Source organism: Eubacterium aggregans (assembly GCF_900107815.1).
Taxonomy (GTDB): domain Bacteria; phylum Bacillota; class Clostridia; order Eubacteriales; family Eubacteriaceae; genus Eubacterium_O; species Eubacterium_O aggregans.
Window position 1 is genome coordinate 74,277 of sequence record NZ_FNRK01000007.1, and the last position, 24,838, is coordinate 99,114.

General features: G+C 46.8%; 23 protein-coding genes. 22 read left to right on the forward strand and 1 reads right to left on the reverse strand.

Annotation, left to right across the window (positions count from 1 at the left end):
- Positions 1-76: 76 nt before the first annotated feature.
- Entirely contained in the window at positions 77-1,045 is a 969-nt protein-coding gene (locus tag BLW33_RS05540) for a tyrosine-protein phosphatase (protein ID WP_090306281.1), read from the reverse strand.
- Between the two features lie 110 nt (positions 1,046-1,155).
- Here BLW33_RS05540 and hemW point away from each other — a divergent pair, with 110 nt between their 5' ends.
- The 22 genes from hemW (at position 1,156) to queG (ending at position 24,829) form a co-directional block, all read left to right on the forward strand.
- Positions 1,156-2,304 carry a radical SAM family heme chaperone HemW gene (hemW, locus tag BLW33_RS05545; protein ID WP_176966633.1) on the forward strand — a complete coding sequence of 383 codons (1,149 nt, stop codon included), beginning with the start codon at positions 1,156-1,158 and terminating at the stop codon, positions 2,302-2,304.
- 127 nt (positions 2,305-2,431) lie between these two features.
- Positions 2,432-3,469 carry a heat-inducible transcriptional repressor HrcA gene (hrcA, locus tag BLW33_RS05550; protein WP_090306164.1) on the forward strand — a complete coding sequence of 346 codons (1,038 nt, stop codon included), beginning with the start codon at positions 2,432-2,434 and terminating at the stop codon, positions 3,467-3,469.
- Between the two features lie 8 nt (positions 3,470-3,477).
- The gene (gene grpE / locus BLW33_RS05555) at positions 3,478-4,068 is read left to right on the forward strand and encodes a nucleotide exchange factor GrpE (protein WP_090306167.1); all 591 of its coding nucleotides are present in this window, start codon (positions 3,478-3,480) and stop codon (positions 4,066-4,068) included.
- Positions 4,069-4,119: 51 nt separating this feature from the next.
- Entirely contained in the window at positions 4,120-5,952 is a 1,833-nt protein-coding gene (gene dnaK, locus BLW33_RS05560) for a molecular chaperone DnaK (RefSeq protein ID WP_090306169.1), read from the forward strand.
- 122 nt (positions 5,953-6,074) lie between these two features.
- Positions 6,075-7,241, forward strand: a complete 1,167-nt coding sequence (gene dnaJ, locus BLW33_RS05565; protein WP_090306171.1) for a molecular chaperone DnaJ — start codon at positions 6,075-6,077, stop codon at positions 7,239-7,241.
- A gap of 13 nt (positions 7,242-7,254) precedes the next feature.
- Positions 7,255-7,809 carry a dihydroxyacetone kinase transcriptional activator DhaS gene (gene dhaS / locus BLW33_RS05570; RefSeq protein WP_090306174.1) on the forward strand — a complete coding sequence of 185 codons (555 nt, stop codon included), beginning with the start codon at positions 7,255-7,257 and terminating at the stop codon, positions 7,807-7,809.
- Positions 7,810-7,959: 150 nt separating this feature from the next.
- Positions 7,960-8,661, forward strand: coding sequence for a RadC family protein (gene radC, locus BLW33_RS05575; RefSeq protein ID WP_090306177.1), 702 nt, complete (start codon positions 7,960-7,962; stop codon positions 8,659-8,661).
- Between the two features lie 82 nt (positions 8,662-8,743).
- A complete protein-coding gene (locus BLW33_RS05580) occupies positions 8,744-9,667 on the forward strand; it encodes an RluA family pseudouridine synthase (RefSeq protein WP_176966636.1) in 924 nt (307 codons plus the stop codon).
- A gap of 13 nt (positions 9,668-9,680) precedes the next feature.
- A complete protein-coding gene (locus tag BLW33_RS05585) occupies positions 9,681-11,759 on the forward strand; it encodes a transglycosylase domain-containing protein (RefSeq protein WP_242911601.1) in 2,079 nt (692 codons plus the stop codon).
- 80 nt (positions 11,760-11,839) lie between these two features.
- Entirely contained in the window at positions 11,840-12,199 is a 360-nt protein-coding gene (locus BLW33_RS05590) for a cupin domain-containing protein (protein WP_090306179.1), read from the forward strand.
- On the forward strand, positions 12,192-12,839 hold the full coding sequence (nth, locus tag BLW33_RS05595; RefSeq protein ID WP_090306181.1) for an endonuclease III: 648 nt from the start codon (positions 12,192-12,194) through the stop codon (positions 12,837-12,839). The genes BLW33_RS05590 and nth overlap by 8 nt, the downstream gene beginning before the upstream one ends.
- An 86-nt stretch (positions 12,840-12,925) precedes the next feature.
- Entirely contained in the window at positions 12,926-14,074 is a 1,149-nt protein-coding gene (locus BLW33_RS05600; RefSeq protein WP_090306183.1) for an ABC transporter substrate-binding protein, read from the forward strand.
- 89 nt (positions 14,075-14,163) lie between these two features.
- Positions 14,164-15,042 carry a branched-chain amino acid ABC transporter permease gene (locus tag BLW33_RS05605; protein WP_090243718.1) on the forward strand — a complete coding sequence of 293 codons (879 nt, stop codon included), beginning with the start codon at positions 14,164-14,166 and terminating at the stop codon, positions 15,040-15,042.
- A 3-nt stretch (positions 15,043-15,045) separates the two neighbouring features.
- Positions 15,046-16,053, forward strand: coding sequence for a branched-chain amino acid ABC transporter permease (locus BLW33_RS05610; protein ID WP_090306184.1), 1,008 nt, complete (start codon positions 15,046-15,048; stop codon positions 16,051-16,053).
- Entirely contained in the window at positions 16,053-16,811 is a 759-nt protein-coding gene (locus BLW33_RS05615; protein ID WP_090243722.1) for an ABC transporter ATP-binding protein, read from the forward strand. The genes BLW33_RS05610 and BLW33_RS05615 overlap by 1 nt, the downstream gene beginning before the upstream one ends.
- Before the next feature lie 15 nt (positions 16,812-16,826).
- Entirely contained in the window at positions 16,827-17,531 is a 705-nt protein-coding gene (locus BLW33_RS05620; protein WP_090243724.1) for an ABC transporter ATP-binding protein, read from the forward strand.
- A gap of 152 nt (positions 17,532-17,683) precedes the next feature.
- Positions 17,684-18,973 carry a trigger factor gene (gene tig, locus BLW33_RS05625; protein WP_090306186.1) on the forward strand — a complete coding sequence of 430 codons (1,290 nt, stop codon included), beginning with the start codon at positions 17,684-17,686 and terminating at the stop codon, positions 18,971-18,973.
- A gap of 18 nt (positions 18,974-18,991) precedes the next feature.
- Positions 18,992-19,573, forward strand: a complete 582-nt coding sequence (gene clpP, locus BLW33_RS05630; RefSeq protein ID WP_090306292.1) for an ATP-dependent Clp endopeptidase proteolytic subunit ClpP — start codon at positions 18,992-18,994, stop codon at positions 19,571-19,573.
- Between the two features lie 15 nt (positions 19,574-19,588).
- Positions 19,589-20,854, forward strand: a complete 1,266-nt coding sequence (gene clpX, locus BLW33_RS05635) for an ATP-dependent Clp protease ATP-binding subunit ClpX (RefSeq protein ID WP_090306188.1) — start codon at positions 19,589-19,591, stop codon at positions 20,852-20,854.
- Between the two features lie 57 nt (positions 20,855-20,911).
- Positions 20,912-23,302 (forward strand): endopeptidase La, encoded by a 2,391-nt coding sequence (lon, locus tag BLW33_RS05640; RefSeq protein WP_242911603.1) that lies wholly within the window; start codon positions 20,912-20,914, stop codon positions 23,300-23,302.
- Positions 23,299-23,910: a ribosome biogenesis GTP-binding protein YihA/YsxC gene (gene yihA, locus BLW33_RS05645; protein WP_090306189.1), complete on the forward strand. Its 612-nt coding sequence runs from the start codon at positions 23,299-23,301 to the stop codon at positions 23,908-23,910. The genes lon and yihA overlap by 4 nt, the downstream gene beginning before the upstream one ends.
- Entirely contained in the window at positions 23,891-24,829 is a 939-nt protein-coding gene (queG, locus tag BLW33_RS05650; protein WP_176966634.1) for a tRNA epoxyqueuosine(34) reductase QueG, read from the forward strand. Before yihA ends, queG begins: the two co-directional genes overlap by 20 nt.
- The last annotated feature ends 9 nt before the right edge of the window (positions 24,830-24,838 follow it).

Genomic DNA, 24,838 nt, shown 5'->3' on the forward strand with positions numbered 1-24,838 from the left:
ATTATAACTTTAACAGAGCAAAAAGCCAAATAAAAAAACACCTTTGTGCAAGTTTATTCAAAGGTGTTTGAAACGCTTAAGCTTTTGGCTCTAGCATAACCCTTCGGATTTGCTCTAAATCATCGGAGGTCAGGTCGGTTTTATCGAGGAGATAGGTATCGACATCACCGTAATTTTCCTTAATATAATCGAGCTGTATTTTAAGCCATTCGGGCTTAACACCGAAGAAATCCCGAATTTGATTCTTATCAAAATCGTCTCGTTCATCTTCCAGTTCATCGGCCATAATGGAGCCAAGGGTTTGGAAGGCCTCATCAAAGGTGAGGTTGGAAAGGGTGTAGTCGGAGAGGATGGTTTCCTCTGGAACGCCACAGATTAACAGGATGAGGGCGGTCATAAAACCGGTGCGGTCCTTCCCGTTGGTGCAGTGGTATAAAATGGGGGTTTCCCCCTCGGTTGCCAGCATCTTGAGAACCTTGGCAAATTCCGGGGCTTTGTTTTCAACCTGATAGGTATAAATTTTACGCATAAAGCCGTCGATGGCATCGGGCTGTGTGAAATCCAGCTCGTGATGGCTAAAAGGAATACCCTTTAAGGTGGGGAGGTTGGTATAATCTGCGGAATCTGGCAGGCGGTCTGGTGTCCGGTTGGCCTTACCCTCATCCCGGAAATCATAGACGTGTTTGACACCCAGGTCATTTAAATACTCGACGTCGGCATCGCTTAAATGAGCCAGCTCTTCGCTTCGGATGACCTTGCCCCACTGGGTTTTACGGTTATCGTATCCGGTGTAGCCGCCGATATCCCGCATATTGATGGTTTTTTCCAGCTGAATCAGACGACGCCCTAATTGGGATTCGTCGCAAAAGATCAAATGGTCCTGATCTTTAAAATCTGTATGGTGAGATGGAAGGGCTGGGGTAGGAGCCTGGGAATCCATCATGCCCTCTTCCACACGACGCTGTCGTTTCTTGTGGATGAGATAGGGAACAGCAGCAGCGGCAGCAACCAGGGCGCCTAGACCGACAAATTGGAATTTTTTCATATCTGTCACTATACCTCGCTTCTTTATAATTAATAATGTGATAAAATTATTCTATCATAACTTGCAGGAAATGTCCTGCTTTTATATTTGAGAAAAACGGAGGTGGTATCGTGAAACCATTGGGACTCTATATCCATATTCCCTTTTGTGTAAAGAAGTGTCATTATTGTTCCTTTACTTCCTGGTGCCCAAGGGATGGGCGGCAGGTCCAGGATTATTTTAAGGATTTAAGGCAAGAAATTAAAACCTACGCGGGAAGAACGAAGGGGTATGTGGTACGGACGGTTTATTTTGGCGGCGGGACACCGTCGGCCGTATCCGCAGATGAGATTAAACAGACCATGGAAGCTCTGGGAAGAGCTTTTGCCTTTGACCCCCAGGACCCCCTTCTGGAGAAAACCATTGAAGTCAATCCAGGGAGTGGAACGGCTGAAAAGATACTGGCCTACCAGAAAATGGGATTCAACCGACTGAGCATCGGTTTACAAAGTGCCCAGGACCATTTATTAAAGGTTTTGGGACGCGTACACACCCGGGAGGATTTTAAGCTGGCTTGTGGGGCGGCAGAGGCGGCGGGCTTTGATAATGTGTCGGCGGATGTGATGTTCGGGCTACCTGGCCAGAGCCTTCAGGATGTTCTGGAAACCGTTCAGATGCTGGTGGAACTTCCGGTGATTAAACACCTTTCCTGCTATAGTTTAAAGGTGGAAGAGGGAACCGCCTTTGATGTTTGGGAACGCCAAGGCCGATTGGCGCTACCTGGGGAGGAACTGGAGCGGGAAATGTACCATCGCTTGATCGATAATCTTAGGTTACATGGGTTTGAGCAATATGAAATTTCCAACTTTTCTAAACCGGGCGCTGAAAGCCGGCACAACAGCTCATACTGGGATTTAACGGATTATATTGGCTTAGGGCTAGGGGCATCTTCCTTTTTTTGCCATAAACGCTGGTCAAATACAGCTGATTTTAATAAATATCATGTAGGGTTAGAGTGTCGATATCCGATTGAAGAAGGGGCACACAGGCTGTCAGATTTAGAAGCCCGGGGGGATTTTATGTTCCTGGGGCTGAGACGAAATAGAGGTGTGGACGATTTGGAGTACAACCAACAATTCGGCCGACATTTTTTTGATGATTATCGGGAGGAAATCCGGGGACTGCTGGAGTCCGGACTCATTGTCCGAGAGGGTACCCGAATCCGCCTGAGTACACGGGGAATGGATCTGGCCAATCAGGTCTTTATGGCTTTTGTCTGACCTTAAAAGTTGTTTAAAACTTGATGCTATTCTTATAGAAATCTGTTGACAAAGGTTTTAGCAGGTGTTATATTATAGTCAAGATATTAGCACTCACAAATGACGAGTGCTAATAACGGGGTGTAAGATGAAACTGAAAGACCGAAAACAAAAGATTCTAGAAGCAATCGTTAAAGATTATATCAATACCGCTGAGCCTGTTGGATCGCGGACCTTATCAAAACGGTATGATTTAGGCATCAGTCCGGCGACCATCCGGAATGAGATGTCTGATTTGGAGGAGTTGGGCTTTTTAGCACAGCCCCATACGTCATCAGGGCGGATTCCGACCCAGAAGGCCTATCGTTATTATGTGGATGAGATCATGCAAATCCAAAAGCTGGCCAAGGTGCTGCGTAATGATATCCATCGGGGGTATTTAGATTACTCCCGGGAAATTGACAATACGATGCACCATACGGCTGAGGTGCTGTCCAGCCTGACGAATTATACGTCGGTAGTGTTAGCACCAAGGGTATCGCGATTTAATTGTAAGCACGTCCAGATCATTCCTTTGATCCGTGAACGGGTGTTAATGATTGTGGTAACGGTGGAGGGCATTGCGAAAAATATCGAAATGACCTTGAGCCGGGAAATTGATACTGGAGAAGCACTGAAGCTGAGTAACGTCCTGAACAGCATCCTAAAAAATATTGCTTTTCAGGAAATGGGAACGGAGCTGATCGATGAAATACAAGAGCTAAATGAAGAGGAAGGTGTTCTGTTAAGAGAAATCATGCCCATCCTTCGGGAAGAGCTCTTAGCTGAGGCTTCGAATGTTCATGCGGGTGGATTGACCAATCTCTTTAGTTATCCCGAGTTCAATAATGTTGACCGCATCAAGAATTTGGTTAATATTATTGAGGAAAAACCACTTCTTGCCAATGTGCTTTCACAGCAAAATGGTCAACAGAAGGCTCTGCGTGTGACCATCGGTGAAGAAAACAGCGATGAAAACATGAAGGAATTCAGTGTCATCACCACGACCTATGAGGTCGATGGTCATCCCTTGGGGGCCTTTGGTGTCATTGGGCCAACCCGTATGAATTATGATAAAGTCAGTTCTGTGTTGGAAACCATCCGGAACGAGCTTAATAGCAATATTACAAAATTATTAACGGAATAGGTGGTAAAATGCCAGAAAACAAAAATGAAGAAATCCAAGAAGAAATCAATCCGGAAGAGACTGTGAATCCAGAAGCTGACAGTGCCCAGGAAGAAATCGACACCGAAGAAACCTGTAAAGCGGAAGCTGCTGGTGAAGACATCGAGCTTGAGAGCGCCATAGCAGCGGCCGAAAAGGCTGAGGCTGAGGTTAAAAGCAGACTGGTTCGTCTTCAGGCCGATTTTGAAAATTATAAAAAACGGACCCAGAAGGAAAAATCAGAGGTTTATACCTTTGCCATGGAATCCTTCATGACAAAGCTGTTACCCGTTATCGATAATCTGGAGCGTGCAGAAGCTGCGGCGGACGATGATTCCAAGGACAGCTATCGGGAAGGGGTTCAGATGGTCTTCAAAGAATTGATGAATGTGTTGAATGGTGAAGGCCTACAGGAAATTGATGCATTGGGCAAAGCCTTTGATCCCAATTTTCACCATGGTGTGGCAGTGGGAGAAGATGTGGACAAGCCGGATCAGGAGATCCTGGAGGTGTTCCAAAAAGGCTATCTATTCAAAGAAAAGGTCATTCGCGCAGCGATGGTCAAAGTTAACCAAAAATAAGAAAATAACATTAAATTTGAATATTAACGATAATCAGGAGGATTATAGATTATGAGCAAAGAAAAAATCATCGGGATCGATTTAGGAACAACGAATTCTTGTGTTGCCGTATTAGAAGGTGGGGAACCAGTGGTCATCCCCAATGCTGAAGGAAACCGGACAACCCCTTCTGTCGTCGCCTTTACCAAGGACGGTGAACGTCTGGTGGGCCAGGTGGCTAAGCGTCAGGCAGTAACCAACCCGGACCGGACCATTTCGTCTATTAAACGTCATATGGGGACAGATTACAAGGTCACCGTGGACGACAAGAGTTATACTCCCCAGGAAATCTCAGCGATGATTCTGCAAAAGCTGAAGGCAGATGCAGAAGCTTACCTTGGAGAAACCGTTGAAAAAGCAGTCATTACCGTACCCGCTTATTTTAACGATTCCCAGCGTCAGGCAACCAAGGATGCCGGTAAGATTGCCGGATTGGAAGTTTTACGGATCATCAACGAACCGACAGCTGCATCCCTGGCCTATGGTCTGGAAAAGGATGATGCCCAAAAGATTATGGTTTATGACTTAGGTGGTGGGACCTTCGACGTTTCGGTTCTGGAATTAGGGGACGGCGTCTTTGAAGTAAAGGCAACCAGCGGGAATAACCACTTAGGTGGGGACGACTTCGATAATAAAGTCATCGACTGGATGGCTGCTGAATTCAAGAAATCCCACGGGATCGACTTAAAGGCCGATAAAATGGCCCTCCAGCGGTTGAAAGAAGCTGCTGAAAAGGCAAAAATTGAATTGTCTTCTGTCATGAAGACCGATATTAACCTGCCCTTTATTACAGCAACAGCAGAAGGCCCACAGCATCTTGAGCTGACCTTGACCCGTGCGAAGTTTGATGAATTAACCAAAGGCTTGGTCAATGACACCATTACACCGGTTGAAAAATCCATGAAGGATGCGGGAGTTGGTAAGAACGAACTCCACAAGGTAATCCTTGTCGGTGGTTCCACCAGAATCCCTGCGGTACAGGATGAAGTCAAGACCCTGACCGGCGAAGATCCCTACAAGGGCATCAACCCAGATGAATGTGTAGCCATTGGTGCTGCCATCCAGGGTGGTGTTTTAGCTGGTGAAGTCAACGATGTTCTGCTTTTGGATGTCACACCCTTATCTCTGGGGATTGAAACTCTGGGTGGCGTGTGCACCAAGCTCATCGAACGCAATACCACCATTCCGACCAAGAAGAGCCAAGTTTTCTCCACGGCTGCGGATAACCAAACCGCTGTGGACATCCATGTGCTCCAGGGTGAACGTGAAATGGCAAAGGACAACAAGACCTTAGGCCGCTTCCAGCTCGATGGCATTCCGGCAGCACGCCGTGGGGTGCCCCAGGTTGAAGTCACCTTCGACATCGATGCCAACGGGATCGTGAATGTATCTGCCAAGGATTTAGGTACTGGGAAATCCCAGAATGTCGTGATCAAATCCACTACTAATATGAGTGAATCGGATATTGACAAGGCCGTTAAAGAAGCGGAACAGCACGCCGCTGAAGATAAAAAAGTCAAAGATCTGATCGAAGCCAAGAATACCGCAGACAGTACTGCTTATCAGGCCGAACAGTCCTTAAAGGATATGGAAGGTAAGATTACGGATGATGAAAAGGCAAAGGTTGAAGGTGCCATTGCAGCCCTGAAGACCGCTAGTGAAGGGGACGATGTGGAAGCCATTAAATCTGCAACCGAAGCCCTGAACGAAGCCCTTTATCCACTGGCTCAGAAAATGTATGAACAAACCCAACAGGAACAGCCGGCTGATGGTGCAGCAGCAGAAGAAGCCGCCGATGATGGGGTTGAAGATGCAACCTACGAAGAAATCCACGACGATAAATAAATAAGACTTTCGCTTAGAAGTAAACCCGATTGTTAAGTAGAATGGCAGCTTTAACCGGCTGCCATTCTCTTTACAAACAACGGTTTTTTAGGTACAATGTTCAAGCGAGGTGAGAAAACAAAATGAGTGAAAAACGAGATTACTATGAGGTGCTGGGCGTTGATAAAGGTGCCAGTGCAGAGGACATAAAAAAAGCCTATCGTAAAATGGCCATGCAGTACCATCCAGATAAAAACCCCGGGGACAAAGAGGCTGAGGAGAAGTTTAAAGAAGCCAATGAAGCCTACGAGGTTTTAAGTGATGAAGAAAAACGGTCCACCTACGATCAATTCGGTCATGCCGGTATGGAAGGCGGTTTTGGTGGCGGTGGCTTTAGCGGCGGTTTCAGTGGCGGCGGTTTTGAAGATATCTTTAGTGATATTTTTAGCTCCTTTGGCGGCGGCTTCAGCAGTGGCGGCGGATTTGGCGGTTTTGGCGGCGGTTCTTCCCGCCGGCGTGGCCCAAGACGCGGCAGCGATATGAAGATCAATATGACACTGTCCTTTAAAGAGGCTGTTTTCGGAACAGAAAAGAAAATTAAAATTAAACGCAAGGAAACCTGCGAAACCTGTGGTGGAACCGGGGCAAAGCCAGGCAGTGAACCGGTAACCTGTGATAAATGTGGTGGTTCTGGGCAGATTACCGTACGTCAGCAAACCCCCTTTGGAACCATTCAGCAGACAGCCGTTTGTGATAAATGCCATGGAGAGGGAACCATTATTTCCGATCCCTGCGAGACCTGTCATGGTTCCGGGGTTGTCGAAAAGGAACGGACCATCAACATCAAAATCCCTGCTGGGGTGGATGATAATTCAGTGCTGCCCCTGCGCGGGGAAGGCAACGCGGGACCCAATGGTGGTCCCAGCGGCGATTTGCTAGTCTATATGAATGTGAAGGCTGATCCGGTATTCAAACGCGAAGGGGACGATATCTATTTCGATATGCCCATTACCTTTAGCCAGGCGGTCCTCGGCGGGGATATCACGGTGCCTACGGTGGATGGAAAGGTCAAGCTGAAGGTGCCGGAAGGAACCCAAAGCGGAAAGGTTTTCCGCCTGAAGAATAAGGGCGTTCCCAATGTCAATGGCTATGGCCGAGGTGATCAATTCATCACTGTGAAAATTGAAACACCGCAGAAGCTGAATAAGAAACAAAAAGAACTTCTCAAACAATTTGACGATGCCATGGGAAAAGGCCATCACCAGGCTGGAGAAAAATTTTGGGACAAGGTTAAGAACGCCTTTCAATAGGAGAGTGTAAGACATGTCTGATTCAACAACGACGAAGAAAGCGATTGCCAAGGGGTTTAAAAAACTGATGCTCGAAAAGCGGTTCGATAAGATCACGATATCGGATATTGCTGCATCCTGCGGTATCAATCGTCAGACTTTTTATTACCATTTTCGGGATAAGTACGATTTGTTGGATTGGATTTACTATAATGAAGCCATCCATTATCTGGTGGATGATCTAACTCTGGATAATTGGAGCGACAAAGTCTATGAAATGTTGAAAACCATGAAGGCAGAGAGTTATTTCTACATCAACGCCTTTAAAGCTTCAGGGAGCAAGGAGTTTGAAAGCTACTTGACCCACGCGGTCCAGGGAATGTTCCAATCGCTCATTGATCAATTGGCAAAGGGCGTTGAGATGGACCCTAGGGATCGGGAGTTCATCGCTTCATTTTATGCCTTCGGATTGGTAGGGATTATTGTCTCATGGACCCATGCCCGTATGCCTGAGGACCCCGAAGATTTGAAACGTCGCTTTGAAAATCTAGTGCTGGGAACAAAGAAAGTATCCGCCGATCGATTATAAGTGGCGATTATAGAATGTGAATAAATTAATGAGCAGACCCGAAAATGGTCTGCTTTTTTTCATTTTGTTACAAAGTTAATACATAAAGTTAAAAAAACGAAAGCAACTCCTAACACCCCCTTTGCTATAATGATAAACAGGGGTAGAAAAATGAAAAAGATTGACCATCTTGGAATAAAGGATTTACCTGAGGATGATAAACCGAGGGAAAAAATGTGTCGCTTCGGCAGTCACTGCCTTACCGATGCGGAGCTTTTGGCCATTATCATTGGCACGGGGACCCCGGATTTGACAGCCATTGAGCTCAGTCAACAAATATTAAAAGCTTTTGATAATCGACTAGAGGCTCTGTTAACGGCAAGCGTTGAGGAACTAATTGGAAATTCGGCCCTTAAAGGCATTGGACCAGCAAAGGCAGCTAAAATTAAGGCAGCTATTGAACTTGGACGACGGATAAACCGTGGGAAGGTGGAGTACCCCCAGGTGACCAGTCCTAAGGAGGTGGCGGATTTTCTTTTAGAAGAAATGCGCCATTATCAGCAGGAACATTTCGTCATTTTATTGCTGAATACCAAAAATCGCATCTACAAGGTTGAAGAGATTTCTGTAGGAACCATCAATGCGTCCCTGGTTCATCCTCGAGAGGTGTTCAGTGCTGCCATTCGTCAGCATGCCGTATCCATCATCCTAGCACACAATCATCCCTCAGGGGACCCTGCGCCGAGTCGTGAGGACCAACGGATTACCGATCGTTTAAGGGCGACGGGAGAGCTGGTAGGGATACCTGTGTTGGATCATATTATTGTAGGCGGTGATGCCTATCTGAGCTTTAAGGAAGACTCGCTCTTGTAATGATATAATTAATTCGAGTTTTTTGAAATAGCCATTGAAAATCAATGCTGTTTGAAATAAAATTGTAAAGATAAGCTTGGAAATGGAGGAGTGTCCCATCGAACCATCTGGAATCAATCATTATCAATATTGCATCGGAGAGATGGAACCTGTCCCGTTAAATCGATTGTTGGTCAGGGATTTCGGCTATTCCAGCCGGCTTTTAAGGCGGATTAAGCGCCTTGGGGGCGTGACCATCAACGGTAAAGATTGCTGGCTGTGTGATACAGTGACGACTGGTGATCGTATCGAAGTCATGATGCCGGAAGAATCGGTTGATGTTTTGCCCGTTTTGGGGGCCCTTGATATCATCTATGAGGATGATGAGGTGTTGGGGGTTAATAAAGATGCAGGATGTGTGACCCATCCTACGAAGAGGCATCAGGAAGATACCCTTGGTAATTTTGTGGCCCATTATTTTAAATCGACGGGTCAAAACGCAAAAGTTCGCTTTATTAATCGCTTGGATATGGATACTTCCGGGATCGTTCTGATTGCGAAGAATAATTATGTCCATCATTTTGTTCAGTCTGAGAAAATGTGTCAGAAAGCCACAAAGATTTATATGGCCTTTGTACACGGACGGTTAAAGGAGAAGTGTGGAACCATTACTTTCCCCATTGGGCGAATATCCGAAGAGAGCATTAAGCGTCAGGTTCTGGAGACCGGAAAACCCTGCATCACCCATTATGAGGTGATTGAGGAATACAATGAAGCCAGTCTGTTAAGACTGCAGCTGGAGACGGGGCGGACCCATCAAATCAGAGTTCATTTAACCCATGTTGGCCATCCCATTATTGGGGATAGCATGTATCGGGTGGAAGGACTGCCGACTTATGGAATGGAGCGCCAGGCGCTTCATTCAACAGAAATGTGTGTAACACTGCCGAAAGCTGGGGTGGTCCATCTTCGGGCAGGTTTTAAAAATGATATGCAGGAACTTTGGGAAAAGATACGAAAAAATTAAAAAAGGTGGAAACATGAGTAACGAAGAAAAGAAAAATGGTCTTCAGGAGAACGATTCCCCTAAGCAGGTTGAAGCAGGGACTGAAGAGAGTCAATCTAAGAAGATAGAGACGGAAAAAAAAGAAGGGGTGAAGGACACAATGGCAAAAGGATTGCCAAAAAGGAAGAAGACAACTGGGGGCAAAGGCTCACCGCAACGAGGATTGCCTAAAAAAAATAAGGCAAAACTCCGACCTTGGCAGATTGTGTTGATCGTGTTAGGCATTCTTTGTATTGCCGGATGTGCCACTGTATTTGCACTATATCAGGCGAATCGTGTAGACATTTCAAGTGATACCTATACGACAAAAGAAAAAACCCAGATTATTTCTTCAGACAATGTGGTCATTGCGGAAATTTTCTCAAAAAATCAGAGCTATGTTAGCTTAGATCAAGTCCCCCAAGATTTAAGGAATGCGTTGGTGGCGACAGAGGATTCCCGTTTTTATACCCATAATGGCGTGGACTTCTTTGGGATTGTCCGTTCACTATTGGGGAACCTTGTCAGCAGAAGTGCCACTGGACAAGGAGCGAGTACGATTACCCAGCAGCTTGCCAGACTTTTATATTTGCCGGATATTGGGTCAGAACAAACCTTTTCTGATTCAGTTAACCGAAAATTCAAAGAAATATCCATTGCCTGGCAATTGGAAGAAAAATATTCCAAAGACCAGATTATGGAAATGTATCTCAATGAATACTACTTTGGGTCTTCTGCCTATGGTGTGGAGGAAGCCGCTGAGACCTATTTTGGCAAGACGGTGGCCGAGTGTAATTTAGCGGAATGTGCTATGCTGGCGGGATTGCCTCAGGCACCATCTGCCTATGCACCAAATAGTGATTTTGAAGCAGCAAAGGCTCGTCAGAAAGTTGTTCTTGATCGAATGGTGTCGGAAAAATATATTACCCAACAGCAGGCAGATGAAGCCTATGCAACCGAAATTACCATTGTGCCTTGGTCTGCGGATGAGCTGAACAACCAGATCACTCCAGGGTATGAGGCCTTTGTCAATAAAGCCCTCCAGGAGTATGCCTTGAGTCAGGCGCCTAAGATTATGAAGGAGCAAGGACTCAGTGAGGATGCAGCGGTTGAATATATTCGGACGAATATTGCCAGTGGTGGTTATAAGATTTACACAACCATCGATACCCGTTATCAGAACTCTGCCATTAATGCGGTGACCTCTGGTTTATCCAAAGCCGGTTATGGCGATGAATTTACGGGGGCTCTGGTTACCGTTGACCTCGATGGTTCTGTGCGGGCCTACTATGGCGGGAATACGGATGTCGATATGGCAAATTCTGCCCGTCAGCCTGGTTCAGGTATTAAGCCACTGTATTATAGTGGTGCCTTTGAACAGGGTGTTATTACACCGGATACGACGGTAATGGATGAACGGACCACCTTTGGCGGTTGGTCGCCACAGAATTATGGCAACAGCTACAGCGGAGCAATGACCTATCGTCAGGCGCTGATTCAATCAAAGAATATTCCGGCGGTTAAAGCCTTCGATGCCATGGGGGTTGATAATGCTATCCAATGGATTAAGGGATTTGGAATTAGTACGATTGTAGATGATGACTATAACCTGTCCACAGCCTTAGGAGGGATGACCAATGGGATCAAGCCCCTTGAAATGGCAGCAGCCTTTAATGTGTTTAATAATAACGGTGTTTACAATGAGCCTTACTTTGTGGTTCAGATTCAAAAGACAAATGGCGATCAGGTATTTGATAAGAGCCAGTTCAAGCTGGATACGCACCAGGTAATGAGTTCCAATACGGCCAGCACCATGTGGAGCATTCTCCAGCAGGTTGTTACCAGCGGGACGGGAACCAGTGCGGCGAATGCACTGCCCACCGCCGGTAAAACGGGGACAACGGATAACGAAGTAGATCTGTGGTTCAATGGGATGACTGCAAATATTTCAAGCTCGGTATGGTGCGGTGCACCAGACAACACCCCCATTGGAAGTGGGAGTTATATTCCGGCAGGAATCTATGGGACCTATGTCCGGACTCTGATTAATGAGGATGTTCTTGTCGCACAGTAAAAAGATTAAATAAAGCCCTCGGTCTAAAAAGACCGGGGGCTTTATGTTATAATGGGTTAAAACAACAGGAGGTTATTTCCATGATTATTCAAAAAGCTGACAAAAAAATTGAAGAGCGACAGGAAATGCGCGGCGGTGTGGGTAATGTCATTATTGAGCATGTATTGCCAGAAAATGAAATGTGTGGTGCCGGACGCCTATACGCCAAAATGATTGTGCCACCGGGTCATTCTGTTGGAAATCACGATCATATCCATGAACGGGAAATTTATTATATTCTAAAGGGGAACGCCCAAGGGATGGATGATGGTGTATCCTGCACCTTGTCTGAGGGAGATGTCATGATTACGAAAGACGGAGGATCCCATTCCATCCGAAATATCGATCAGGGAGACCTGGAGGTGATGGCCCTGATCCTGTTTGAGGCAGATAATGAATAAAGAAACACGGATGAAGGTCATCGAAGTTTTGGGAGAAGTTTATGGGGATCAAGTCTGTGGGTTAGATTATCAGACCCCTTTTGAACTTCTCATCGCCACCATGCTGTCAGCCCAGTGTACTGATGTTCGGGTTAATCTGGTGACAGCCGAGCTTTTTAAAGAATACAATACTCCCGAAGCCTTGCTCACCTTAAATGAAGGACAATTGAAGGAAAAAATTAAAACCTGTGGATTGGCGAATACAAAGGCAAAAAATATTCTGCTGACCTGCCACCTCTTATTGGCGGAGCATGGGGGGATTGTTCCTCGCACCATGGAAGAGCTGACTGCCCTTCCGGGAGTTGGCAGGAAAACCGCCAATGTAGTGATGAGCAATGCCTTCGATATTCCGGCCATCGCGGTAGATACCCATGTTTTTCGGGTATCCCGGCGGATTGGCTTAGCAAAAGGGAATAATGTGCTGCAGGTAGAGAATTCTCTGATGAAGAATATCCCCAAGGCCTACTGGTCCCGAGCCCATCACTGGATTATTTGGCACGGACGAAAGGTATGTACTGCGCGAAACCCAAAGTGTGAGAGTTGTGTTTTGAACGCTTATTGTGATACCTATAAACGTGAAAATAAAGAATTTAAAAAATAATGTATACAATTTGAAGATATTCCTTGATATTCCAGTGAGATTATATTAAAATTACCTTAAATTAACTTCATGGGAGGAAGGAATATATGAAAAAAAGAGTAATCAGCTTAGCTATGGTAGTGATGCTCTGTTTGTCCGTATTTGCTTTAAGTGGTTGCGGCGGCGGATCATCCAGTTCTGATGATGTCATCAAAATTGGAACACTTGGCCCTTACACTGGTGATACTGCCAGCTATGGTAATGCGGCTAAAAACGGGATTGAATTGGCTGTTGATCAAATCAACGAAGCTGGTGGTGTTTTAGGAAAGAAGATTGAATTAGTTTCCTATGATACCAAAGGCGATGCTACCGAAGCTGTCAATGCCTATAATCGACTGCGTGATAATGATGGCGTTGTTGCCATTGTTGGACCGGTTCTTTCGGGAGAAGCCCTTGCCATCAAGGATTTAGCGAAGGAAGATAATATGCCAATCCTATCACCGACAGCTACGGCTGACGATGTTACAGTAGGGGCGGATAACAGCTTTCGGGTTTGCTACCTTGATGCTTATCAGGGAAATGCCGGAGCGAACTATGCAGCAGACGTCTTAGGAGCCAAGAATGCCGCTATTCTGGTCTGTAAAGGGAATGCCTACTCCGAAGGTTTAGCTTCTGCCTTTACCAAGACTTTTGAAAGTAAAGGCGGCAAAATCCTCGGGACTGAATCCTATTCGGATAAAGACAATGATTACAGTGCGCAGTTGACCAAAATCAAACAGCTGAATCCTGAAATTGTGTACGTACCAGATTACTATTCAACCGTTGGTCCAATTCTCCAAAAAGCAAAGGAAATGGGAATTACCGCAACCTTTGTTGGTGGGGACGGTTGGGACAGTGTCCAGGAAGAATATGCAGAAGCAGCAGAAGGCCAATATTTTGCAAACCATTATGCTGCCGATTCTCCTAAAGAATCAGTTCAGAAGTTTATCACTGCATACAAAGACAAATACAGTAAAGCTGCAAACTCCTTTGCTGCATTAGGCTATGATGCCATGGATTGCATGGTCAAGGCCATTGAAAATGCAGGCAGCACAGATAAGGAAGCCGTTATTAAAGCATTAAAAGAAATGACCTACGATGGTGTAACCGGGAAATTCTCTTTTGATGAAAATGGTAACCCCAAGGGTAAAGAAATCACCATCATCAAAATTGAAAATGGCCAATTAAAATACGTCACCACTGTTACCGGCGACTGATTTTGCCCAAGAATTAAATGAGAAAAAGTCGGATATAGAAGGGCTTCGGCTCTTCTATATCTTTTTTTAGAAACAGGAGGTTATCCTATATGAATATGTTTTTGCAGCAATTCATCAATGGATTGAATTCAGGAAGTATTTACGCCCTTATTGCCATTGGCTATACATTGGTGTATGGAATCCTGAAGCTCATTAACTTCGCCCATGGCGAAATCATGATGTTTGGTGCGTATTTTGCATTTATTGCTGCGGCAACCTTAAACTGGCCCTTTTGGGCGGTTATTCTATTCTCTATGGTATTGACGGCGGTGATGGGAGTCGCCATCGAATTTATCGCTTATCGACCTTTGCGGAATGCACCGCGTTTATCCGCGTTGATCACAGCCATTGGTGTGAGCATGTTCCTTCAGAATCTGGCTCTTGCTATTTTTGGTGCCGATCCTAAGGTTATGCCGAAAATATTCCCCCAAGTTGTTTTTAATGTGGGTGGCGTGGAAATTAGCTCTATTACCCTGATCACCATCGGGCTTTCAGTGGTTTTTATGGTTTTGCTTGAAATTTTTATCAATCAGACGAAGCAGGGACGTGCCATGCGTGCTGTTTCTGAAAACCAAGATGCGGCAGTACTCATGGGGATTAATGTGGACCGAACCATTTCCATTACGTTCCTGATTGGTTCTGCTTTAGGGGCTCTTGGGGGGATTTTGTACAGTACGGCCTACACGATTATCGAACCCACAATGGGGACTATGCCTGGGCTTAAAGCCTTTGTTGCCGCTGTTTTGGGGGGGATCGGAAGCGTACCTGGTGCCATGCTGGGTGGTTTTATCATTGGGATGGTGGAAACCATGACCAAAGCCTATTTATCCTCAACCTGGGCAGATGCCATTGTTTTTGGTGTGCTGATCCTGGTACTACTGTTTAAGCCGACGGGAATCCTAGGTAAAAACATGAAAGAGAAGGTGTAAGAAATGTCAAAGAACATCAAGAAGTCCTATATTGTCAATTCTATCGCCATTCTTGCTATTTTTGCTATCATTTATTCGCTGATTACTTTTAAAATTGTCTCTACTTATTTTAGTGGTATTGTTATTCTGACCTGCATCATGATTATCATGGCTTTGAGCCTGAATATTGTTGCGGGCTTTTTGGGCGAAATGGCCTTGGGTCACGCAGGGTTTATGGCTATTGGCGCTTATGTAGGGGCCAGCGTCAGCTTGGCCGTCACCGGCGCAGTGCCAGAATTTCCACGACTTATTCTACTCATTATCTCATCCCTGGTCGGGGGTGCAGCAGCTGGTGCTGTAGGGATCCTCATCGGGACACCCAGTCTGCGGCTTAGGGGTGACTATTTGGGGATTGTAACCATTGGGTTTGCTGAAATCATCCGAATCTTTTTTGTCAACTTCGAACCCACTGGTGGTGCCCAGGGCCTCAAAGGGATTCCGCGTTTGGCGGGTCTGGGCTCAGTGTATTGGGTGATGATCATCGTTGCGGTGCTTATTTTCACACTGGGGCGTTCCCGCTATGGACGGGCCATCATGTCCATTCGGGAGGATGAAATTGCGGCGGAAGCGGCAGGGATTCCCACCACCAAAGTGAAGGTTCTGGCCTTTACCATTTCCTCCTTCTTTGCAGGAATTGGTGGCTCTTTATATGCCCACTATCAGGGGTATCTGGACCCCAGTAAATTTCAGTTTATGTTTTCCATTGAAATGTTCGTGATTGTGGTCCTGGGGGGGCTAGGAAGCTTGACGGGCTCCATTTTGTCGGCCATCGTTTTGACAGTACTTCCGGAGCTTCTGCGTCAATTTTCGGAATATCGGCTTCTGGTATACTCTTTGGCCCTTATCATTATGATGATTTTCAGACCTCAAGGAATGCTCGGCCGTTATGAATTCTCCCTGACCCGGTTTATTGAAGGGCTCATGGATAAGCGGCGTAAAACCAGTGATTCACTAGATGGGGGTGACATGTAATGGCTGTTTTAGAAGCGAAAGATGTAACCATGCGTTTTGGTGGTCTGACAGCGGTGGACCACTTTAACCTCTCGCTTGGAAATAATGAGCTAGTGGGTTTGATTGGACCTAATGGGGCCGGAAAAACCACCATCTTTAATACCCTGACTGGAGTGTATGAGCCTACCGAAGGGGATGTCCTCATCGAGGGGAAGAGTATTCTGAAGAAAAATCCTCATCAGGTAGTGGCCATGGGTGCTGCCCGGACATTCCAGAATATTCGTCTCTTTAAAGATCTGACTACCATTGAAAATGTGGAGATCGCTTATAATAATTTTATCAAATATAATCTGGCCCAAGGGATGTTCCGTTTGCCTAAATTCTGGAAGGAAGAAAAGCGGGCCTACGACGAGTGCCGGAAGCTGCTTGATATTTTCGATATGGGGGAATATGAGCAGACCAAGGCAAAAAACCTGCCCTATGGACAGCAGCGTAAGCTGGAAATTGCCCGGGCATTGGCCTCAAACCCCAAGGTGTTGATGCTGGATGAACCCGCTGCTGGGATGAATCCCAATGAAACCGCAGAGCTCATGGAGACCATCCATTTCATCCGGGAAAAATTCGATATCACGGTACTCCTCATTGAGCATGACATGCAGCTTGTCATGGGAATCTGTGAACGGATTCTGGTGGTGGACTATGGAAAGACCATTGCAGAGGGAACGCCGGATGAAATTAAAGTTAATCCGGATGTTATCCGAGCCTATTTAGGCGATTGATGGAAGGAGGATGCCATGTTAAAGGTTAAAGATTTAAATGTATACTATGGTAAAATCCATGCCATCAAGGGCATTGATTTTGAGGTGAATGATGGAGAAATTGTGACCCTCATCGGAGCCAACGGTGCCGGAAAGACCACGACCCTTAAAACTGTTTCGGGTTTGCTTAGACCGGAAAGTGGTGTCATCTCATTTAATGGAGAGGACATTACCAAGGTGAAGGCCTTTCAGATTCCGGATTTGGGAATGGCCCATGTCCCAGAAGGACGTCAGGTTTTTGCCGAAATGTCCGTTTATGAAAACCTGATGATGGGAGCCTTTATCCGAAAGGATAAACGGGAGATTGCTTCAGACATGGAAATGGTATATACCTATTTCCCAAGGCTTAAGGAACGAGCCAAGCAAGTGGCTGGTACCCTGAGCGGTGGGGAACAGCAGATGCTGGCCATGGGCCGGGCACTGATGACCAAGCCAAAGATGATTCTATTGGATGAGCCCTCTATGGGGTTAGCTCCCATATTGGTAGATGAAATTTTCAGCATGATCCAAACCATCAATAATGCTGGCGTGACCGTGCTTCTGGTGGAGCAAAATGCTAAAAAGGCCCTGCGTATTGCCAATCGGGCCTATGTACTGGAAACGGGAAAGATCAAGCTTTCCGGCGATGCCCAGGAATTAATGACAAATGATGAAGTACAGTCCGCTTATTTAGGTGGATAATGTGATGAGCCTGGGTTTTTACCCAGGCTCGTTTTATGCATCGATTCTGTGGGAAAACTTATGAAGCCAGGGTAAAACCCTTGATTCAAATTTTTCACTATGTTATACTGAACAAATTGAGAAAGAATATATATAGAGTGTTGGAGGATACAATGAGCGCAAAGATTTTAGGAACGGAAAAGAATGTCGTTACCATGGAATTAACCATTGCTGCTGAAGATTTTACAGCAGCAATTAATCAGGCTTATCAAAAGAATAAGAAATATTTTTCAATTCAGGGCTTCAGAAAGGGTAAAGCACCCCGGAAGATTATCGAAGCCCACTATGGCAAAGGTGTCTTTGTCGAAGATGCCATTGATTTTGCTTTCCCAGGGGCCTACAAGGATGCCTTGGAAGAAACCAAAATTGAAGCCGTGACCCGGCCGACCCTTGAAAAGGTAGAAAAGGTGGACGAAGCAGAAGGGGCAATCTTTATCGTCAAAGTAGGGATTAAACCGGAAGTTACCCTTAAGGACTATAAAGGGGCTGAAATCAATAAACTTGAGCCCGAAATGACCGAAGAAGATATTGCCGCTAAGCTTGCAGAAATGCAAAACCAAAACGCCCGGATCATTTCTGATGATGAAGCAGCCGCTAAATTAGGGGACACGGTCGTCATTGATTACGAAGGCTTTGTGGATGACGAGCCTTTCATTGGCGGTAAGGACGAAGGCCATAGCTTAGAGCTGGGCAGCAACACCTTTATCCCAGGTTTTGAAGATCAATTAGTCGGGGCTAAAAAGGATGATGCCGTAGATGTTAAGGTAACCTTCCCAGAAGAATACCATGCGGATAATCTGGCGGGTAAGGATGCCATTTTTAAAGTCTTAGTAAAGGAAGTTCAGGTAAAAGAATTACCCGTACTGGATGATGAATTTGCCAAAGATGTCAGCGAATTTGATACCTTAGATGAGCTGAAGGCCGATATTTCTGAAAAGTTAAAAGAAGAAAAGACCCGTGCCCTTCGCGCCGACGCCGAAAGAGCGGTTATTGAATTTGCCATCGAAAATGCAGAGCTGGAAGTGCCAGACCTGATGATCGAAGAAGAAGTGGATCGTAGCATGGAAAGCATGGAACAGCAGATGAAGGCCCAGGGAATTTCCTTGGACGACTACTTTAAATTCACTGGAAGCAGCCGTGAAGATTTCCGGGAAAACATGAAACCAGATGCCGAAAAGAACATCAAGATGGAATTAGTCTTGGCAGATATTGCTGAAGCTGAAGAGATGGCCGTGACGGAAGAAGAAATGGATGCAGAAATTAAAGTCTATGCCGATGCCTTCAACCATGAATTTGAAGCCTATAAAGAAACCGTGGACGACAGAATGCGCGAATACTTGGATGCTAACATCAAACGGAAAAAGACCGTAGACTTCCTGGTTGACGCTGCAGTACAGAAATAATCAGGAAGGACGATGGATATGAATCTGGTTCCAATGGTCATTGAGCAGACCGGTCGGGGAGAACGCTCCTTCGATATTTATTCCCGTCTGCTTAAAGAACGCATCGTCTTCCTGGATGGTGAGATTAACGATGCCACAGCAAGCTTAGTGGTTGCCCAGCTGATCTTCCTGGAGGCTGAAAATCCGGATCAGGAGATATCCATGTATATCAATAGTCCCGGAGGCTCGGTTACGGCAGGCTTTGCCATCTACGATACTATGAATTTCATCAAATGTGATGTATCAACCCTTTGTGTAGGAATGGCGGCATCCATGGGGGCATTTTTGCTCTCATCGGGGGCCGTCGGTCGCCGCTTGGCGCTGCCTAACAGCGAGGTGATGATCCATCAGCCCCTGGGCGGCGCCCAGGGCCAAAGTGTGGATGTGGAAATTCACGCCAAGCATTTGGTGCAGACACGCGAGAAATTAAACCGAATCCTGAGTGCGAACACGGGACAACCCCTGGATGTCATTGCCAGGGATACGGACCGTGATAACTTTATGACCGCTGACGAAGCAAAGGCCTATGGCCTCATCGATGAAGTCATCGCCTCACGATAGAAGCGAGGGATTATCATGTCAGAATTTAATGATGGAATCAACCAGGTGACCTGCTCCTTCTGTGGAAAAAACCAATCCCAGGTGAAGCGCATGGTCGCCGGGCCCGGGGTCTACATTTGTGATGAATGCGTCGCCCTATGCGAAGAAATCATCAGCAGTGAAGAAGAACCGGTAGCCATTACCTATGAGGATGTACCCGTACCCAGGGAAATCAAAGATTGCCTGGATGCCTATGTTATTGCCCAGGACGATGCTAAAAAAGCTCTGGCGGTGGCGGTATATAATCATTACAAACGCATTAACTCAGAAGTCCAGGGGGACGATGATGTGGAGCTGCAAAAAAGCAATATCATGCTCATCGGCCCAACGGGCTCTGGAAAAACCCTTCTGGCCCAGACCCTGGCCCGGATTTTGGAGGTGCCCTTCGCCATTGCGGATGCCACTTCCCTGACCGAGGCAGGTTATGTGGGCGAAGATGTGGAAAATATACTCCTCAAGCTTCTCCAGGCAGCGGATATGGATGTGGATCGGGCCCAGCAGGGCATTATCTACATTGACGAAATCGACAAGATTGCCCGGAAAAGCGATAACCCATCCATCACCCGGGATGTGAGTGGAGAGGGGGTCCAGCAAGCCCTCCTTAAAATACTAGAGGGGACTGTGGCTAATGTGCCGCCCCAGGGCGGACGGAAGCACCCCCACCAGGAATTCATCCAAATCGATACCTCCGGTATTTTGTTCATCTGTGGCGGAGCCTTTGATGGGATGGAGGGTGTCATTGAAAAGCGCCTTGAAAAGGGATCTATGGGCTTTGGTGCTACGGTAAAGACCACCCAGGAAAAGGAAAAGGATGCCATGCTTCAAAAGGTGGAGCCTCAGGATCTCTTGAAATATGGTCTAATTCCCGAATTCATCGGTCGGATTCCGGTCATTGCCACCTTAAAGCATCTGGATGAAGAAGCATTGATTACGATTTTGACGGAGCCAAGGAACGCCTTAGTGAAGCAATATCAAAAGATGTTTGCTATTGAAGGGGTTGTCCTGGAGTTTGAACCTGATGCATTGGTATCCATTGCCAAAAGGGCCTTGGACAATAAAACCGGGGCCCGGGGTCTGCGGGGAATTATTGAAGATCTGATGACGGACATCATGTTCGACATTCCGTCCGAAGAAGGGGTGGAAAAGGTCATCATAACCAAGGCAGTGGTAGATAAGACTGCTGAACCCATCATTATCCGAAAGGATGAAGAAGCACAGGCAACAAAAGCGAATGTATCATAGCGATGACAGAGCAATCATTACGATTGCTCTTTTTAACATAAAGGAAGTCAGTGGAAAATGAAAATTAATAATGAGAACACAGAAACCCTTCAGCCTGAAATGGGCCAGGCCTTTGAAGAACTCGAACGTTTGGCACTGGAAGTGGTAGACGGTATCCCCCTGATCCCCATGCGCGGGATGAGCGTCTTCCCTGGAATGGTCATTCATTTCGATATTGGCCGGGAAAAATCCATCAATGCACTGGAAATGGCCATGACCCAGAATCAAATGGTCCTTCTGGTGGAGCAAAAGGATGCCCAAAAGGAAGATCCCGCACCAGAGGATATTTTTGAAGTCGGCTGTATTGCCAAGGTAAAACAGACCCTCAAGATGCCCGATGGCTTAATGCGCGTATTAGTAGAAATCAAGGAACGGGCAAAGATTACCCAGTACTTGTGTGTGGATCCTTATTTTGCGGTGCTTTATGAAGGGGTCAAAAGCATCTTTTACGATAACAAGGAAAACAGGGCTCTGATGCGGATGATCCGCGCAACCTTTACCCAATATATGACGATGACCCGGAAGGTTGCAGGGGATATGGCGGCAACCCTGGATATGGTGGATGACCCGGATCGGCTCATCGATTTGATTTGTGCTAATTTGATGCTCGACCTCCCCGAGGCCCAGCGTATTCTCCAGGAAACAGACATCAACAAACGTCTGATGGCCACCTATGAAGTACTGGTGGATGAAATCGAGATGGCGCGAATCGAACAGGATATCGATGAGAAGGTCAAAGAGGAAGTGGACAAGAGCCAACGGGAATATGTCCTTCGGGAACAGATTAAGGTGATTCAGGATGAGTTGGGAGATACGGATGTCATCGGGAAGTCCGAGGAATATAAAGAGCGTCTGGAAGCCCTGGATGTCAGTGATGAAGTCCGGGAAAAGGTGTTAGGAGAAATTGCCCATTTAAGCAAGGTTCCGAGCGGTTCTTCCGAATCCGGTGTTATTGAAAGCTACATCGAATGGGTCCTGGACCTGCCCTGGAATACGGAAACCGAAGAGGAGATCAACGTCGGGAAAGCCCGCCGTACCCTTAATAAGGATCACTACGCCCTGGACAAGGTAAAGGAACGGATTTTGGAATATATTGCCGTGCTGAAGCTGGCAGATAATCTAAAATCCCCCATTATCTGCTTAGTGGGACCGCCGGGTGTGGGTAAAACATCCATTGCCAAATCCATTGCCAAATCGTTAAACCGTAAATATGTCCGGATGTCCCTGGGGGGGATGCGGGATGAAGCGGAAATCCGTGGGCACCGGAGAACCTACGTTGGGGCGATCCCTGGACGAATTCTTTACCATCTCAAACAGGTAAAGAGCCGCAATCCCCTCTTTTTGCTGGATGAAATCGACAAGATGAGCCAGGATTTTAGGGGAGATCCTGCAGCGGCATTATTAGAGGTGTTGGACCCTGAACAGAATAATACATTCACAGATAATTATTTGGAGTTACCCTTCGATTTATCGGATGTCCTCTTCCTGACTACCGCCAATTCCCTTTCTACCATTCCAAGGCCACTTTTGGACCGGATGGAAATCATTGAACTTAATGGCTATGTGGAAAGTGAAAAGCTGGAAATTGCCAAGCGGTACCTAGTACCCAAGCAGTGTGAAATCCACGGGCTGAATCATGAGAATTTTAAAATCAATAAGAAAGCCCTCCAAGAGATTATCAGCTATTATACCCGGGAATCTGGTGTGCGGGAGCTGGAACGGACCATTGCCAGAGTGTGCCGGGGTGCTGCGAAGGCCATAGTGGAGGATGGCGTTGAGGTGGTTTCCATTACACCAAAGAATTTGGAAAACTATCTTGGAATGAAAAAATACACCTTTGATACCGTCGATGGAGTTCAGGCGGTCGGCCTGGTCAATGGTCTAGCCTGGACCGCTGTTGGCGGGGAAACCCTGGAGATCGAAGTAGCGGTTCTCAAGGGCAAGGGAAAAGTCTCCATCACGGGTCAATTGGGAGATGTCATGCAGGAATCGGCCAAGGCAGCCATTAGCTATATCCGGTCCCGGTGTGATGCACTTGGAATTGAGGATGATTTTTACGAAACCAAGGATATCCATCTCCATGTGCCGGAAGGCGCCGTTCCCAAGGATGGCCCATCGGCTGGGATTACCATGACCACTGCCTTAATTTCGGCCCTAACGGGAAAGCCGGTGCCACGGAATTTGGCCATGACCGGGGAAATTACCCTGAGGGGACGGGTGCTGCCCATCGGTGGGCTTCGGGAGAAGCTAACGGCAGCTACCCGGGCAGGGGTGAAGGAAATCATTCTGCCTAAAGCGAATCTGAAGGATTTGGAAGAGGTGCCCCAGGTGGTGACGGATGCCCTGAACATTCATCCTGTTTCCACCATGGAAGAGGTCACCGCACTTGTATTCGGAGGTCAAAAATGAATGTAACCAAGTCTGAGATTATCATCAGCGCTGTCAGTGAAGCTCAATATCCCCAGGATGCCCTTCCGGAAATTGTTCTGCTGGGTCGATCCAATGTGGGGAAATCCAGCTTTATCAACACTCTGATCAATCGAAAGGGATTGGCACGAACCAGCTCCCAGCCGGGAAAAACCCAGACCATGAATTTCTATCAGATTAACGATACCTTTCGGTTTGTGGATATGCCAGGTTATGGCTATGCCCGGGTGTCGAAGACAGAGCGGGAGAAATGGGGACGGATGATCGAAGATTATCTCCAGAACCGTGAAAATATGGCCTTGATCATCCAGCTGGTGGATAGCCGTCATGAACCCACTGAGGATGATAAGCTCATGTACGATTGGTTAGTTTATTATGGACTCGACCCCATCGTCATTGCTACGAAGGCGGATAAGATTTCCAAAACCCGGCAGAAGAAGGCCCTGGATAATATTGCCAAGACCCTCGGCCTGCGCCAACGTTCCGATGTGTTCCTCTTTTCCGCCGCAGAACGTCGGGGTAAGGAAGAGGCATGGGCTGTCATCGAGGCGCGAATTGCTTCGGCTGAAAATGGCCAGAGCGATGCTTGAGGAGGCAGAAATCCGACGGGTGGCCGCATCCCTGGGAATTCCCATCATCGGATTTACGGAGGCAACCCCTCTTTTAGAGATTAAACCTCATTTGGAGGCACGACATACCACGAATGGCCCGACGCCATTTGTGGGGGTGTCTCCAGATAAGCGGGTGGACTACCGTCAGGCCTATGGGGATGTCGCCGCCGTTATTGTCATTGGGCTGCCCTATACACTCAAGATGTCCCCCCCGAAAAGCACTCAGGGGAAGGGACGTCTTTCTGCTTTTTGCAGGGGTGAGGATTATCATCTTCGGTTATCCCGGACGATGGAGGCCCTCATGGTTGCCTTGAAGGCTAATCATCCCCAGTTGGATTATCGGTTGTTTGTGGATAATGGGAAACTTGTTGATCGGGGGAGTGCTTGGCGAGCAGGCTTAGGGTTTTATGGCAAAAACAATACCCTCATCCATCCCCAATATGGCAGTGGGGTTTTTATTGGCCAAATTCTGGTGAATACACCCATCGCCTTTGTGCCAGTCACTCCCCTTAAAAGCCAGTGCGGCAGCTGCAGGCGCTGCTTGGATGCCTGCCCCCAGGGGGCCTTGAAATCGGGATTTTCCCTGGATGCCAGCCGGTGTATCTCGTACTTAACCCAAAAGAAAAAGCTGAGTGAGGAAGAAGAGCAGCGTGTACAGTATTTTGTCTACGGCTGTGATCTGTGCCAGCTGGCCTGTCCCTATAACGCTCATTTGCCAGAGGTGCGCTGGGAGGACGGCCCCTTGAATGCAGCCTGGCCGGAACTACAGGCCCTGTCTGAAATGGATGAGGCCACCTTTGACGCGGCCTTTGCAGGGAGTGCCCTCCACTGGCGGGGATGCCAAACCCTGGTGCGCAATTCAAAATTATTGCTAAAGTTTCAAGAAAAAGAATGTTAAGGTCTTTTA

Coding starts and splice junctions, on each gene's coding strand:
- BLW33_RS05540 (WP_090306281.1), bottom strand. CDS start 1,045: ATGAAAAAATTCCAATTTGTCGGTCTAGGCGCCCTGGTTGCTGCCGCT.
- hrcA (WP_090306164.1), top strand. CDS start 2,432: ATGAAACTGAAAGACCGAAAACAAAAGATTCTAGAAGCAATCGTTAAA.
- grpE (WP_090306167.1), top strand. CDS start 3,478: ATGCCAGAAAACAAAAATGAAGAAATCCAAGAAGAAATCAATCCGGAA.
- dnaK (WP_090306169.1), top strand. CDS start 4,120: ATGAGCAAAGAAAAAATCATCGGGATCGATTTAGGAACAACGAATTCT.
- dnaJ (WP_090306171.1), top strand. CDS start 6,075: ATGAGTGAAAAACGAGATTACTATGAGGTGCTGGGCGTTGATAAAGGT.
- dhaS (WP_090306174.1), top strand. CDS start 7,255: ATGTCTGATTCAACAACGACGAAGAAAGCGATTGCCAAGGGGTTTAAA.
- radC (WP_090306177.1), top strand. CDS start 7,960: ATGAAAAAGATTGACCATCTTGGAATAAAGGATTTACCTGAGGATGAT.
- BLW33_RS05580 (WP_176966636.1), top strand. CDS start 8,744: ATGGAGGAGTGTCCCATCGAACCATCTGGAATCAATCATTATCAATAT.
- BLW33_RS05585 (WP_242911601.1), top strand. CDS start 9,681: ATGAGTAACGAAGAAAAGAAAAATGGTCTTCAGGAGAACGATTCCCCT.
- BLW33_RS05590 (WP_090306179.1), top strand. CDS start 11,840: ATGATTATTCAAAAAGCTGACAAAAAAATTGAAGAGCGACAGGAAATG.
- nth (WP_090306181.1), top strand. CDS start 12,192: ATGAATAAAGAAACACGGATGAAGGTCATCGAAGTTTTGGGAGAAGTT.
- BLW33_RS05600 (WP_090306183.1), top strand. CDS start 12,926: ATGAAAAAAAGAGTAATCAGCTTAGCTATGGTAGTGATGCTCTGTTTG.
- BLW33_RS05605 (WP_090243718.1), top strand. CDS start 14,164: ATGAATATGTTTTTGCAGCAATTCATCAATGGATTGAATTCAGGAAGT.
- BLW33_RS05610 (WP_090306184.1), top strand. CDS start 15,046: ATGTCAAAGAACATCAAGAAGTCCTATATTGTCAATTCTATCGCCATT.
- BLW33_RS05615 (WP_090243722.1), top strand. CDS start 16,053: ATGGCTGTTTTAGAAGCGAAAGATGTAACCATGCGTTTTGGTGGTCTG.
- BLW33_RS05620 (WP_090243724.1), top strand. CDS start 16,827: ATGTTAAAGGTTAAAGATTTAAATGTATACTATGGTAAAATCCATGCC.
- tig (WP_090306186.1), top strand. CDS start 17,684: ATGAGCGCAAAGATTTTAGGAACGGAAAAGAATGTCGTTACCATGGAA.
- clpP (WP_090306292.1), top strand. CDS start 18,992: ATGAATCTGGTTCCAATGGTCATTGAGCAGACCGGTCGGGGAGAACGC.
- clpX (WP_090306188.1), top strand. CDS start 19,589: ATGTCAGAATTTAATGATGGAATCAACCAGGTGACCTGCTCCTTCTGT.
- lon (WP_242911603.1), top strand. CDS start 20,912: ATGAAAATTAATAATGAGAACACAGAAACCCTTCAGCCTGAAATGGGC.
- yihA (WP_090306189.1), top strand. CDS start 23,299: ATGAATGTAACCAAGTCTGAGATTATCATCAGCGCTGTCAGTGAAGCT.
- queG (WP_176966634.1), top strand. CDS start 23,891: ATGGCCAGAGCGATGCTTGAGGAGGCAGAAATCCGACGGGTGGCCGCA.